The sequence below is a fragment of the Vulcanibacillus modesticaldus genome, assembly GCF_001730235.1.
Classification (GTDB): Bacteria; Bacillota; Bacilli; order Tepidibacillales; family Tepidibacillaceae; genus Vulcanibacillus; species Vulcanibacillus modesticaldus.
Genome location: NZ_MIJF01000013.1, coordinates 37,753 through 51,945 on the forward strand (window position 1 = coordinate 37,753; position 14,193 = coordinate 51,945).

The window sequence follows — 14,193 nt, forward strand, 5'->3', positions numbered from 1 at the left end:
AGATAATATTAAAATCTAAACTTATCCCATACTCTTTCATGAGCATAATATAATACCATTTTTAATATAACTTCTATTCCAGCTACAGCACCGGCGATTTCTAATTTACCCGTAGCGGAATAAACTAATCCTAAAGTAGTTAAAGTGGCAACGACTCGCCACGATATTGTTTTTAAAACACTTCTTTTTCTACTAGATATACTTTCATGTTCTTTTACATGTAAGTCTTTTGATAATTCCATAATTTCTCCTTTACATCCACCTTATTTGTTTGTTTAAGTAATTCAAAACTAGTTGAGTACTTTCTTCAATGGACAACATTTCCGTATCAATAACAAGATCAGGATTATTAGGTTCTTCAAATTTATCTGATATTCCGGTGAAATGTTTAATTTCACCATTAAATGCTTTTTTATATAAACCTTTTGGGTCTCTTTTAGCACAAACTTCAATATCAGCTTTAACATATACTTCAATAACATTTTCTTTTCCAATTATTCCTCTGTATAATTCCCGCATTTTTTCTAAAGGTGTAATAAAAGAGACTAATGTAATAATACCTGCATCATGAAATAATTTTGCAACCTCACTAATTCTACGTATATTTTCTATTCTATCTTCTTCTTTAAAACCTAAATCCTTGTTTAAACCAAATCGAATATTGTCACCATCTAAGCGATAAATTAATTTATTTTCCTTAAATAATTGCTTTTCGACCTCAACAGCAATGGTTGACTTCCCGGAACCAGATAACCCTGTAAACCATACTACTTTTGGGTTTTGACTCAGTAATCTATATCTATCTTCTTTTGTAATATTACCCGAGTGCCAAGTAATATTTTTATCTATCAAAATGTCCACATCCTTAACTTAAAATGAATTTGAATTTGTATATTATTGTAGATATATGTCTGTGGATAATAGTTCAGACATATTTTACGTATATAAATCATATAATCTATCTTTTGTATCATTCATCATCTAATAACTACTAGTTTTGTATTAAAATTCAACTGAAAAACATTATGATATTAATTCAACAATTTATTATAAACAGCTAATGTTAATTCAATCGTAGAATTTATATCAAAATCCTCGGCTCGCTTAGTACATTTAAAGCTTATATCTTCGTAAAAATCAGGATTATTTAATAGTTTTTCTAATATATTGCCAAGTTCATCTGAATTCCCAGACTCAAAGAGCAGACCGTGACCACCAACAATTTCTTTAAGTCCTTCTACCTTACTAGCAACAAACGGCTTTCCTGATGCCAGTCCCTCTATAGGAAGCTAGACTCAACCCTTCCCAATTCGAAGAGAGTACCACTATATCACATGTTTTAAGTATTCTATCCACATCATTCCTAAAACCCAAAAAATGAACTCTACGATCAATTTCTATTTTTTGTAAAAATTTCAGTTTTGCTGCTTTAATGATCCTTCAAAGTCATTATTAGATGGAATAATAGATTTACTCAGTTCATATTCTTTAATCCAGTTATTAATAGCATTAACATGTAAGCCCATTGTTCTCACTACTTCTGCCTGTTTTAAACCTTGTTCTTTCACCATTGAAATTACATTCAGCTTAAAATCCTTGGTATATCGCTTTCTTTTGCTAATTTTTTACACTCTCCTTGATTTTATTAAATTATCACATCAAGGTCGTGTCCACTATCTATGCTAGCAAAATCTATTTTCAATTTGCTATACCTTTCTTCCTTGCTTTTTTCCTATGATAATATCTCATAATCATATTTGGTACTATCATAGCAATCAGTGGTTTCAAAGCAAGTATCCTTTGAAGATAAGGAATATTCAATCTCTTGCATGCATATAATCTTGCTCTAGTTTCAGCAATTCTAAATTTTTTCTTTCTTCGATTGTATGAATTTCTATCTTCTCTGTAGTAAATTAATGGTTCTTGAATGTTATGTAAAATATAATTACGCTCAAAAAATTTAATCCATAAATCATAGTCTTCAAGTCTTTGTCTTGTTAATTCATTAACTGAATAACCTCTTACTTGATTTAGTTTATCTTTTTTCATAATTACAGTAGGATGGATAAAAGGCGCTCCAGTAACCATACATTTTCTGTCAGGTATCGCTGAAGGTTGAAGAAGTCCCCATATGCCTGTTTCATCAAATAAATAGGCACCTGAACCACATGCATCGCAATTATGAGTATTCATATAACCCACTTGCTTTTCAATTCTATCTTTTACCATGATGTCATCTCCATCATGGCGCATTATATAATCTCCAGTACTTATTTCTAAACAATTATTTAATGTCTTAGCTAAACCTATGTTTTTTTTATTCTTAATTAATTTTATTCGATTATCTTTTTCAGCATATTTAAGTGCAATTTCATATGTCCTATCTGTAGAACCATCATCGCACATAATTAATTCCCAGTTATCATAAGATTGATTTATTATTGAGTCAATAGATTCAGTCAATGTTTTTTCACAATTGTAAATTCCCATAATAATTGAGACTTTTTTTGTCATTATTACCACCTCACATAAGATGAGTTTTATATGGAATTAAATCAGAATAGTACATTAAAGATAAAATAAATACTACTAAGAAAACTACCGTAAAACAGTATTGATATAATAATCTTTCTTTTTTTTCCATTTGAGTTAAAATATTAGGTAATAACAGAACCAGAACTATACTAAAATAATATTCAATCCTCGCTATAAAAACATTAGTAAATCCAATAATCATAAAAAATGATGATACTATTAGCAAAGTTTTATCATACTGATATTCTGTTTTTTTAGTAAGTATTAAAACAAATAATATTATTATAATCCTTAATACAAACAAGAGTTTTAATCCTTTTCCAGCAGGTCGAGATTCAAAATAATTAATATATCTAGGATTCAAATTATCTAACATACTAAATATAAAAGACATTCTTTCAAAAATTATTGTAGATATGATACCTAAAACAATTATAAAAACAAAAAATTTAAATGTTGGCTTTATCTTTTTAACCACTAACTGAATAAGCATAGCTATAATAGAAGTTGAATGAAAAAATGATCCTATTATATTAAGCAAAACAAATTTTTTTCTGTTTTCTTCTATATACTGATTAGCATAAAAATTAATAGCAATTGCTATCCATTGCCTAATTATATTAAAGGCTCCTGTATAAAATCCTAAAAGAATAAAAAGTAATATTGAAAAAGTAAAATTTTTAGATTCTTTTTTTATTCTTGAATAAATCGGAATATACGTTATAATTGCACTCGTCCAAAAAATCCCATAACTACTACTCGATATGTTTTTTGTTATCCAACTTAATAAATAGTAACCAAACTCTTGCTTAGTAGAATAGTAATCTTTTAGACTAAATACCTTTGATATATAAGTATTATAAATATGATAGTACATTCCATAATCAGTACCTACATTAAATCTAATTCCTGAAAAAATTATAAGAACTAATAATATAAATATATCTAAAACTGTCCATTTTTTTGTTAAACTTTTAGTTTTGATTATTAAAGCTATAGAATAAACTATTAAAACAATAAAAAAATATAATGACATTTTCCCCTCCATCTGGATTTGAGTCAATATTTTGGACAGGAAAAAGTTAAATCCTGTACTAAATGTTTTAATTGATCTTCAATGGCTTGACATTTTAAACTAGTATGATAATTCTTGGTTAGAAGTATATGATGAATTTTAGGATCACCATATCGTTTCTTACTATCTTGATAGATTTGTTTGATTCTTTCCGTCCGTTAATTTTTTATTTTCATGATCACGCTTTGACTGTGATTTATGTAATAATTGGTAACATCTACTTCTTGAAACCCTAAGTACTTCACATATCATTTTAACTTGGTGTTCCAATTCCTTAATTAAAACATTACTTAAATACATCTTCATTTATTTTAAATCTATTTCTTGTTTAGATAGCTCAAATATATATCTTTCATCTCTTTTGTTACCTGCTCAAGCGAATACGATTTAATAAGTTCTAAACTATTTCGACCAAAATTCTCTCTTAATTCTTCTAATAAATAAAATTCCTCAACTGCATTAGCAAACCCATCTACATCGTCTATACCGACAACATACCCATTTTCACCATTTCTAACTAAATCTCGATTCCCTCTACAGTTTGTAACTACAAGGGGCAATCCTGTTGCCATTGCTTCCATAACATTAACTGGTAGGCCTTCTTGTCTTGATGATGAAACAGCAATGTCAGCAATAGTCATAAGATATGGTACATCCTTTCGATATCCTAAAAAATGAATATATTGTTCTAAATCTAATTTTTTAGTATGTTCCTTATATTTATCTATTAAATCTCCTGTACCTACTAGCAATAATTTTAAATCGGGAATTTTCTTTCTTAATATATTAACTGCATTTATAAGTAAATCTTGGTGTTTTCTATAGCTCATTTCAGCAACATAAATTAAAATAAAATCATTTTCATCATATCCGTACTGTTTTCTCAACTCTTTCTTCTCTTCAAATGTTGGAGGGGTAAATTTATTTAAATCAATACCGACACCGGGTATATATCTTACGTCATTTATTTTTAATCGTTTCTGAGCTAAAGTGTAGTCCTCATTATTTATTGTAATAATACAATCGGTAAAACGACCTAACCATTTTTCAATATTATAATAAATTAGCCAGTTTTTAAGTGGTGCTCCTTCAAAAAAATGTAAGCCATGAGCTGTATATAACACTTTAGAACCATTTTTTCTTGTTTTTCTAGCTGCCAAACGAGTTATAGCCCCGCCAGAAGGTGACTGACAATGAATAATATCAAAATGAATATCATTAAATAATTCTTCAAGCTGTTTTAGAGCTTTTATATTACCAATACTAAAAGGATTCCTATCAAAATCAATTTGATGTTTTATTACATTTGGATCTTCAAAATTGTCTATTTTATCATTAAAGTTTGCTGCAATATGTACTTCATGTCCCATATTTAATAAAACCTTATAATCATAGTGCCCAAAAATTCTGAAATGCCGACCAAGATGTGCAGTAACCAATACTCTTGCCATTGTAATATTCTCCTTTAATATGTATTAAGTAATGTCATAAAACTTTAATATCGAAACCAATTTTAATACGATAAAAATTAATTTTTCTTAAATTCATAAAATCTTCTGCTCATTCAAATTTTATTTGTTTGGCCAGTAATGATATACTGAATTAATACTTACATACTGAAATCCACTTGCATTATAAAATTTAATAGCTAACACATTATCAACTTGAGTTCCTACTTTTATTAATTTTATTCCTTTTTCATGTGCAAAAAACTCTAATCCGGCTATTAGTAATTTACCAATATTCTGACCTCTAAATTTATCGTCAACGGCAATCAGTTCAATAGTTGCAAATGAATATTCTAAATTCATGGAAAATAATAAGTAACCTGCAATTTCACCATTTCTCTGAACAATTACAAAGTATTTTTCAGGTTTATCGAAAGCACACTCAGTCCAATGAACATATATATTTCGTGCCTGTTCTTTTGGTAAATAAGGATCATTAAAAAATCGTGAATATAAAAAGGCCTTTTGTGCTATATTTAATATATTTTCATTTCTCGGAAAAGAATTATAAACATTCGTAAATTCATCTACTATGCTTGATTGTTTATTAATTGGCTTAACAAATTGAATATTCATATCGGTTAAAAAAGCTTTTGTTTTTTCACCTATCCAAATATTATTTTGGTTGATATTACCTAAATTAGTGATTGTAACAAAATCATATTTATTACAATAATCTAAAATTTCATATTGTTCTACTTCAGATATACTATCATTTAGAACAACCTTTGCTGATTTAATACCAAAATATTTTGTGTCCCAATTTAAAGGAAATGCTTCAAAAGATTTGCTATTAAGCTTTGCTATATTGTTCATTTTCATTAATGCTCACCTTTTACACTGTCAGATTGGGAAGTAACATATACCCCTTTCCGCAATATAACTCCCTCTATTGTTTTGAAAAATATTTTAAAGTCAAGACAAAGTGAAATATTATCAACATAATAAATATCGTTTTTTAATCTTTGCTTCCATTCCACAGTATTTCTGAAATATGCTTGGTTATATCCAGTAATACCTGGTAGTACTTCAAGTTTTTTTCCTTCATCTCTTTCATAATAATTGATATGTTCTGGTAAATCAGGTCTTGGACCAATAAAACTCATATCTCCTTTAATTACATTAATTAATTGAGGTAATTCATCTAAACTTGTTTTTCTAAGTATTCTACCTACTTTTGTTAATCTTGGATCGTCATCTGAGTTATACGTAGATCCATCTGCATTTCTCAAATCTGGTGCATTTACCTTCATAGAACGTAATTTATACATTTTGAAAACTTGTCCATCTTTCCCAAGTCTATTGCCACAATAAAATATTGGTCCCCTATCTTCTAATTTGATGAAAATTCCACAAATTAAAATTACTAATGAAACTGGAGGTAATAACATCAACGAAAATATAATATCCAATATCCTCTTAACATATTTTTTATACATACATAATGAACCCCCAAAAGGAAAATGTTGAACGTATTTCTTCTACAAATCGCCAAAATTAACTCTAAAGTACAATGGACTTAAAAGTTTTTAGAACATACTCCACCTGCTCGTCAGTAAGCAATGTATGTAATGGCAGCGTTATTTCATTTTTATACATATCAAAAGCATTAGGATAGTCTTTTATATCAAATCCTAAATTCTTATACGCAGTATGCATTGGTAATGGTTTATAATGAACGTTTGTCGCAATCCCTTTTTCAGCCATTTTTTCTATTATTTTATTTCTATATTTTTCATCTTTACCAAGTAGTCTCACAAGGTATAAATGACCACTTGATGAAAAATCTTCACCATAATGCTTTAAAGTATCTACTTCATCACTTAATAATGCTTTATCATACATTTCTATAATTTGTTTTCTTCTCTTTAGAATTTCAGGATATCTTTGTAATTGTGCAAGACCTAAAGATGCCATAATATCAGTCATATTACATTTATAAGCAGGATAAACTATATCGTACTCCCACGCACCAAGCTTTGTTTTGGCTAATGCATCCTTTGATTGTCCGTGAAGAGATAGTAGCATAAACTTTTTGTAAACCTCATCATTATCAATCTCAGGTATATCTCTCCAAGTGACAGCTCCACCCTCAGCAGTGGTTATGTTTTTTACAGCATGGAATGAAAAACATGTAAAATCTGCAACTTCTCCACTTTTTTTCCCTTTATACATAGCTCCAAAGGAATGGGCTGCATCTGCTAATACAATAACTCTACCTATTGCTTTTTGAATTTCGTTTGAGGGATCAAAAAGATTTTGCTTTCTATTAATTATTTCAAATATCTTATCATAATCAGACATCACTCCTGCTATATCTACAGAAATAATTGCTTTTGTCTTTTCTGTTATGGCTTGTTCTAATTGTTCATAATCCATTTGAAATGAATCTTTAGCAGTGTCAACAAGTATAATTTTTGCTCCGACATGATGAATAACACTCGCTGATGCTGTATATGTATAAGCAGAAGTTATTACTTCATCTCCTTCACCTATTCCCAAAAGTCTTAGTGTCATTTCCATCGCTGCCGTAGCTGAATTTAAACAAACTGTCCTTGAGGTATTACAATACTCTGCTATTTTCTTTTCAAATAATTTTGTCTTAGGTCCAGTTGTAATCCAACCTGATTTTAATGTATCAACAACCTCATCTATCTCAAGCTGAGAAATATCTGGAGGCGAAAATGGTATTTTCATGAACAAAATCTCCTCCTGTTATCGAAAAACATAACTATTACTCCCCCTTGGCCGATGCCAATTCTATCTTAGCTAATTTCATTTCTTGCTTTGCTAGTTCACCTGCTAGATTGAAAGTTTCTGTATGTTTAGATTCATCTGTTGAAATATTTTTTTGATTATCATATTTATATGAAGGAACTATTTGTTTTAGCAATCCCTTTATTTCATCGTTGTCAGCGGGATAATCATCATTGTAAACAAGTTTTTCAAGTTTCCTCAACATAAAGTGAAAATCATCTCTAGAAATTGTTAATTGTTTTCCTATAAAGATCCGGTCATGTTTTGTAGCTTTAGTTCCCTCTTCATCAGTCAATATTTCTTCATACAGTTTCTCTCCAGGTCGAATACCGGTATAGAATATTTCAATATCTTTATCTGGTTCAAACCCAGATAAGCGGATTAAGTCCCTGGCCAAGTCTGCTATCTTAACCGGTTTACCCATATCAAGAATAAAGATTTCTCCACCTTGAGCAAAAGCACCTGCTTGTATAACTAGTTGAACAGCTTCTGGTATCGTCATAAAATAACGAACCATTTCTGGATGAGTAACAGTAACTGGTCCACCTTGCTTAATTTGTTGTTTAAAGATTGGGATAACACTACCTCTACTTCCTAACACATTACCAAAGCGAACGGTAACGAACTTGGTTTCACTTATCTGATTCTTATCTTGAACAATCATTTCAGCAATACGTTTAGTCGTACCCATAACACTTGTTGGATTTACCGCTTTATCTGTAGAAATCATTACAAAATGAGAGGCCCCATACTCATGGGCACAATCCACAACGTTTTTGGTTCCAAAAATATTATTTTTAACTGCTTCGCTAGGGTTACGTTCCATTAATGGAACATGTTTATGGGCCGCAGCATGAAAAACGACATTTGGTTTATATGTATCAAACACGTATCTCAATCTATTTCGATCCTGAATATCTGCTATTACCGTTTCGATTCTTAGATCCGGATAATCCTTCCTTAATTCCAATTCAATCTCATAAATACTATTTTCACCGTGACCCAATAATAATAATTGTTTTGGATCAAATGGAGCTATCTGACGACAAAGTTCAGAGCCTATTGAACCACCTGCGCCGGTAACTAACACTATTTGACCTTTTACATAATCAGCAATTCCCCTCAAATCAATCTTAACAGGCTCACGCCCAAGTAAGTCCTCAACATTCACTTCACGAATCGTATTTATAGAAACTTTGCCATTAACTAAATCCGATACACGAGGTAGAATCTTGATATTAGCTGTCGTAGATTTACAAATATTAATTATCTCCGCTACCTCTGATTTGGGAGCTGATGGCATTGCAATAATAATCTCGTCAATATTATACTCCTTAACAACAAGTGAAATATCTTTTCTATTACCTACTATTGGTAACCCCATAACCTCTAAAGATTGTTTAGTAGGATCGTCATCGATAAAAGCTACCGGATAAAATTCACTATCCGCTGTATGTTTTAATTCCTTGGCAATTAAAGCTCCGGCATCACCTGCACCAACAATTAAAGCTCTCTTATGATACGGTTGGATCTTCAAGTAATTATCACGGAATATTCTCCATGCAAACCTTGAACCACCGATTCCCAATATAATTAACGTCCATGATAATAAATATATTGAACGTGGAACTAGAAATTCTGGATTGAATTTTTGAACTATATAATGGAAAATAAAAAATATAATTTCAGAAGTGGTAACAGCTTTTATAATTGCAATTAATTCACCTACACTAGCATATTGCCAAACCCTTTTATAAAGTTTCGCTCTCTTAAAAGCTATCAAAATTATAGATAAATGCATCAAGATAACGTATGGTATAAAAACAAAAATTTTACTATTCACCTGAAAATCAAAACGTAACAAATATGCTAGATTAATAGCAATAGCAATAATACCAATATCTATTAGGCTTAGGAGCACAACTCTTCGTCGATAGTCCAAATCCTTCACCTTCTTATATTAAGTATAGTTATTTCTCTGTATTTCTCCAATACTCCATCATAAACACAACAAATACACTAATCATTAATCCTAATACACCTGCTATAGCAATATTAAGCATTTTATTTGGCTTTACAGGTTGCCCTGGTTCAACAACATCTCTTACAATAGATGCTTTCATCCCTGTTTCTTTAGCGATTTCTTTTAATTGTCCTTCAGCCTTAACTAATTCAGCATACTGACTTTTCAGATTACTTAAAGCCAGTTTATTAGCTGTAATGCTATCTAATACTTTTAGGTAAGCTGGATTAGGCTCTTCATTTTCGATCGATAATTCACTTAGATTTATTACAGTAGTACTAGCCAATTTAGCAGCCAACTCTTGTAAATAGGAATCATCAACAATCGATTTCTTATACACTAGTACCTCATCTAGCTCTGCTAGTTGTTGTTCTGCTTTAGCAATCTTATTGTTTAGTAATTCTATATCTATTTCCATCTGTCTCTTAACAGATTTTACTTTTGCAACTAAGGTATCATAGTTCTGTTCTTCAACAAACTGCTGGAAGCTATTAGTTACAATATTGGCCAATGCCACCGTATCCTTTGCAGAATGTGCACTTACAATAATGTTAACTTGGGTAGTATCTTTAACCAGTTCTATCTTGATCATATTCTTTAATGCATTAGCCTGAATATTTTCCCACTCTGGAGAAATTATTCTAAGTTGTTCTAACATATCTGGCCCTGCAATCGTACTTTTAAAAGCGCTTATTAAAGTCTGAAGCGGAATTACCTCACTATCCATGATTGAACCGATAACAGAGCTGCTTTTTTCTCCTTTAATATCCTTAACAATAACTGAAGCTGTCACTTCATATGTAGGTGCAATCATAAAAAAGCTTACGAAAGCACTAATTATCATTGCAATAATGGTGGTCCAAATAATGATTTTCTTACCCTTTAATAAAATCTCTATTAGTTCTCTCAACGAAATTTCTTCATAGCTTTGTTCCATGATGTTACCCGCCTTTATCTAATTTTTAAGTCAATTTTTTTGAATTCGACAAAAAGTCTCATAATCCTGCTTAATTCTACAATCATCATAGATAATAAGACGAAAGTAACATCAATTTCCTAAATTTACTATTAAGTTTATTTATATTTTTGCACCATGCCATAAATAATGGCATATTCTTCTTCAGTAAGTCGAGATTGCAATATTGACTTTATTTGTTGTTTTTCTTCGGCTGAAAAACCATCTTTAGCCATTGTTTTAATCTTTTCAATATCCTCTTTTGTCAAACTGGATAGTAGAATTTGTGCTGCTAATATTTTGTCTTGTGTTGTGACAAGTTCACTTTTGGCCTTTATTTCTTCTTGGCTGATCTCCACTCCCATCACTTGATTATCTATATCTTTGTCGTTGGATGTTGCATCTTCCAATTTTTCCGCTTCGTTTTTTTCTTCTGTAATCTTCTCTGTTTCTACTGCCATGTTTTCATCCTTTGAAGCTGATTCATTACTATCTTGCTTATTATTTATTTCTTCTTTCTGTTTACTTTCTGACTGTTGTTCTACTTGTTTATTTTTGTCTTCCTTTATTTTTATATTTTCCTCTAGACTTTCTCTATTGGGTGTTTCATCAACTGATGGATTTTCTGGAATCTTTTCCTTTACTTCTTCTACTTGTTCTAGTGAAAAATCCATATTGTTTGCAAGTTCTTCAATCATACGGTCTGTATAATAATTAAATAAATACCAGCTAAAACCAGTAATTATAATTAACATTGTCAGTAGGCCAACTAACCAACGTTTCATCTTATCCTCCAAAAAAATGATAACCTCCCTCCTGAATTAAAATGTACCCTTTGTAAAGGACATTTTAAAAAAGAGGGAGGCTGTTTTTAATGATGATTACTCACTGAGTAAATTGGTTATCTTCATGAAACGTTTCAACATCGCCACGCTTTCTGCCCGTGTAGTATTAGCTGCGGGATTGAAGTTTTGCTTATCATCACCTAAAATAATTCCTACTTTGGCACTCTTGGCAACGTAATCTACAGCCCAAGCCTTAATCTGAGAACTATCGTTAAACTTCGCTAGTTGTTTTGTTTTCTCTTCATCACTTAGAGTAATATTACCACCAAGGTATTCTATAGTACGAATGATCATTGTCGCAGCTTGTTCACGAGTTATTTCTAGATTAGGCTTAAATGTACCGTCACCCATGCCATTTACTATTCCTGCTTTACTTGCTGCACCAATATACCCAGTAAACCAAGCATTTGCCTTTACATCTTTATAATCAGTTGTCATCGTTTTATTTAATCCTAGCGCTCTTACAATCATTGTCGCAAACTCTGCCCGTGTAATTTTTCCATTTGGCTCAAAACGATCTTCTGCTCTACCTTTAACAATCATTTTCGATGCTAGTAGATTGATATCATCTTTACCCCAGAAAGAATCACTTACATCACTAAAGGTTTTATCATTTTCGACTACCATAATTGGTGCAAATGTACGCTGCTTAACGGTAATGATCGTCTTACCTTCGCTAATTTCAACTAATGTTGGTACAGAAGTTAATTCACCATCGGGGCTAGCCATTCTGATAATAGACTTACTTACATTATCATCTTTGTGCTTCCACTCGACAGCTACAACCTTCTTAATATCGACCATTTGATCAATGGTTATTTTTGACTTTATATAATTAGTAACATTTTTGACTGGATAACTTTCCTCGTCTACTACCACCATTACTTTTGTTTCTAAAGCTTCGGATAGTACTTTTGCTCCATTTGATGTTATCTGATCAGAGATTGCTTGTTTTATAGTGGCTGATGCTTTACCAAATGAAATTGTAACCTTACCTTGTTCAAGATCTATTCCTTTATCTTTAAGCGCTGTTAAAGTTGCATTTATATCTTTTACTGATACTGTCGTACTACCTAATTTGGAAATTACGGATAAGCGATTGTTCGTATTATCTGCATCTGTTTTAGCAATAAAATCTGAACTAAATTCAACATTAAATAGATCAGAATCATTTGTTATTTCCACTCTAATATCCGCAGGTTGATCAGTACCAGCTATTTGTGATAGAACATTTTCTTCATTTACAGTAGCTGAAGTGATTGTTAAGCCTGTTTCATCATCCTCGGTTATCGTAACACTTTCAGCTACATCAATTGGTTGTGTTGTTGGTTCACTAATAATTCCCTCATCCACAGGTTCTTGCGGTTCAGTGACTGGTTCCTCGTCCTCATCAGAACCTCCTGGTATGGATATTATTCCCCCTCCACCTCCACTGCTTGGAGGAGCGGTTACTGTTATTTCCTTTAAACCAACAATAATACCTTTTGCGGCAACTGTTATTGTTGTCGTTCCTTCAGAGACGGCTTGAAAAAAGCCATCTAATGTTACTGTTGCTACACTTGAATCTGAAGAATAATAGTCTAATCCTTCATTTAAGGTAACAGCAAATGGATAAGACACACTATAACTTAGTTGTTGTGTGCTGCCAATGGTTGGCTGTTCATTTGTAAATACAATATCAGAATTAACTCTAGCAAAACCTCCAATTACAGCATTGCGTGCTTCTATTACGGGAACACCCTCATCGATTAATGCTGTCTGGAAATTATCTTTGATTCTAATTAAATCTGTTACAGATAAACCTAGTTCACTTAATTTCCCTTCAAAAAGATCATAATTTCCAGTTGCAAAAGTATCAGTAATAGCATCGGTTATAGCATCATTTACAGTATAACTGTCGTTAAAGAGACTACCGATAAAAAAGTTTAATGCTGCCTGGTTCTGTAATTCACCGAAAAAGTCCAGTAAATCATCGAAAGTAAAATCACTACCAAATAAGGTTTGGAACGTTGCTGTGTGCTTAGCCTTTGTACTATCAACTGTCGCCTGTAAATCATCAGCGGTATAAAATAGTTGAACAAAATCGCTAATCATGGTATATACCGGTGTTTCATCTGTCGGATATAACTGAGTTAATTTGGTATTAAATTCCTCATCAGCAATCACTGTATCTTTCCACCATGACCAATCTTTTTGTTTGATTGCATCTCTAACAGCTCTTACTTGGGCTAATTCTTCATCAGATAATGCCCCGTAAGCACTGATTACCTGATTGACGTAATCTTCCGCTGCAGCATTAACAACATATGTACTTGATAGACTTCCCAAACTTAGCGGTAGAGCTAAAATAATTGCTAAAAAGATTGTTAATAACTTTCTACCTGGCCCCATATCCATCCTCCTTAAATAGTTTAAACACCAAAATGAATAACCCTAATAGAGTTACTCATTTTGATACTTAGACATTTTATTTTAAGAGATTTGGGCATCTAACC

General features: G+C 31.4%; 16 protein-coding genes. All 16 read right to left on the reverse strand.

The window, feature by feature from the left end; all coding sequences use genetic code 11:
- Nucleotides 1–8: 8 nt before the first annotated feature.
- The 16 genes from BHF71_RS03415 to BHF71_RS03470 all read right to left on the reverse strand — a co-directional run bounded on the left by BHF71_RS03415 (nucleotide 9) and on the right by BHF71_RS03470 (nucleotide 14,089).
- Nucleotides 9–242 (reverse strand): DUF2061 domain-containing protein, encoded by a 234-nt coding sequence (locus BHF71_RS03415; protein ID WP_069656272.1) that lies wholly within the window; start codon nucleotides 240–242, stop codon nucleotides 9–11.
- A gap of 10 nt (nucleotides 243–252) precedes the next feature.
- Complete coding sequence (cysC, locus tag BHF71_RS03420; RefSeq protein WP_069656369.1) at nucleotides 253–855, reverse strand: adenylyl-sulfate kinase; 603 nt, start codon at nucleotides 853–855, stop codon at nucleotides 253–255.
- A 176-nt stretch (nucleotides 856–1,031) separates the two neighbouring features.
- Complete coding sequence (locus BHF71_RS12550) at nucleotides 1,032–1,283, reverse strand: glycosyltransferase (RefSeq protein ID WP_084024196.1); 252 nt, start codon at nucleotides 1,281–1,283, stop codon at nucleotides 1,032–1,034.
- Nucleotides 1,246–1,437, reverse strand: a complete 192-nt coding sequence (locus tag BHF71_RS12555) for a glycosyltransferase (protein ID WP_425425376.1) — start codon at nucleotides 1,435–1,437, stop codon at nucleotides 1,246–1,248. The genes BHF71_RS12550 and BHF71_RS12555 overlap by 38 nt, the downstream gene beginning before the upstream one ends.
- On the reverse strand, nucleotides 1,416–1,622 hold the full coding sequence (locus tag BHF71_RS11460) for a transposase (protein ID WP_281179252.1): 207 nt from the start codon (nucleotides 1,620–1,622) through the stop codon (nucleotides 1,416–1,418). The genes BHF71_RS12555 and BHF71_RS11460 overlap by 22 nt, the downstream gene beginning before the upstream one ends.
- A 76-nt stretch (nucleotides 1,623–1,698) precedes the next feature.
- On the reverse strand, nucleotides 1,699–2,514 hold the full coding sequence (locus tag BHF71_RS03425; protein ID WP_069656273.1) for a glycosyltransferase family 2 protein: 816 nt from the start codon (nucleotides 2,512–2,514) through the stop codon (nucleotides 1,699–1,701).
- A gap of 10 nt (nucleotides 2,515–2,524) precedes the next feature.
- A complete protein-coding gene (locus tag BHF71_RS03430) occupies nucleotides 2,525–3,571 on the reverse strand; it encodes an EpsG family protein (protein WP_069656274.1) in 1,047 nt (348 codons plus the stop codon).
- Nucleotides 3,572–3,733: 162 nt separating this feature from the next.
- Entirely contained in the window at nucleotides 3,734–3,916 is a 183-nt protein-coding gene (locus BHF71_RS11795) for a hypothetical protein (protein ID WP_141705324.1), read from the reverse strand.
- A gap of 11 nt (nucleotides 3,917–3,927) precedes the next feature.
- Entirely contained in the window at nucleotides 3,928–5,061 is a 1,134-nt protein-coding gene (locus BHF71_RS03435) for a glycosyltransferase family 4 protein (RefSeq protein WP_069656275.1), read from the reverse strand.
- Nucleotides 5,062–5,181: 120 nt separating this feature from the next.
- Nucleotides 5,182–5,940 (reverse strand): GNAT family N-acetyltransferase, encoded by a 759-nt coding sequence (locus BHF71_RS03440; protein ID WP_084024177.1) that lies wholly within the window; start codon nucleotides 5,938–5,940, stop codon nucleotides 5,182–5,184.
- On the reverse strand, nucleotides 5,940–6,557 hold the full coding sequence (locus BHF71_RS03445) for a sugar transferase (protein ID WP_069656276.1): 618 nt from the start codon (nucleotides 6,555–6,557) through the stop codon (nucleotides 5,940–5,942). Before BHF71_RS03445 ends, BHF71_RS03440 begins: the two co-directional genes overlap by 1 nt.
- 64 nt (nucleotides 6,558–6,621) lie before the next feature.
- A complete protein-coding gene (locus BHF71_RS03450; protein WP_069656277.1) occupies nucleotides 6,622–7,815 on the reverse strand; it encodes a DegT/DnrJ/EryC1/StrS family aminotransferase in 1,194 nt (397 codons plus the stop codon).
- Between the two features lie 37 nt (nucleotides 7,816–7,852).
- Nucleotides 7,853–9,817 carry a polysaccharide biosynthesis protein gene (locus BHF71_RS03455; protein ID WP_069656278.1) on the reverse strand — a complete coding sequence of 655 codons (1,965 nt, stop codon included), beginning with the start codon at nucleotides 9,815–9,817 and terminating at the stop codon, nucleotides 7,853–7,855.
- A 28-nt stretch (nucleotides 9,818–9,845) separates the two neighbouring features.
- The gene (locus tag BHF71_RS03460) at nucleotides 9,846–10,835 is read right to left on the reverse strand and encodes a Wzz/FepE/Etk N-terminal domain-containing protein (RefSeq protein WP_069656279.1); all 990 of its coding nucleotides are present in this window, start codon (nucleotides 10,833–10,835) and stop codon (nucleotides 9,846–9,848) included.
- Between the two features lie 137 nt (nucleotides 10,836–10,972).
- The gene (locus BHF71_RS03465) at nucleotides 10,973–11,638 is read right to left on the reverse strand and encodes a hypothetical protein (RefSeq protein ID WP_141705325.1); all 666 of its coding nucleotides are present in this window, start codon (nucleotides 11,636–11,638) and stop codon (nucleotides 10,973–10,975) included.
- 96 nt (nucleotides 11,639–11,734) lie between these two features.
- Entirely contained in the window at nucleotides 11,735–14,089 is a 2,355-nt protein-coding gene (locus tag BHF71_RS03470) for an S-layer homology domain-containing protein (RefSeq protein ID WP_069656281.1), read from the reverse strand.
- Nucleotides 14,090–14,193 lie beyond the last annotated feature (104 nt).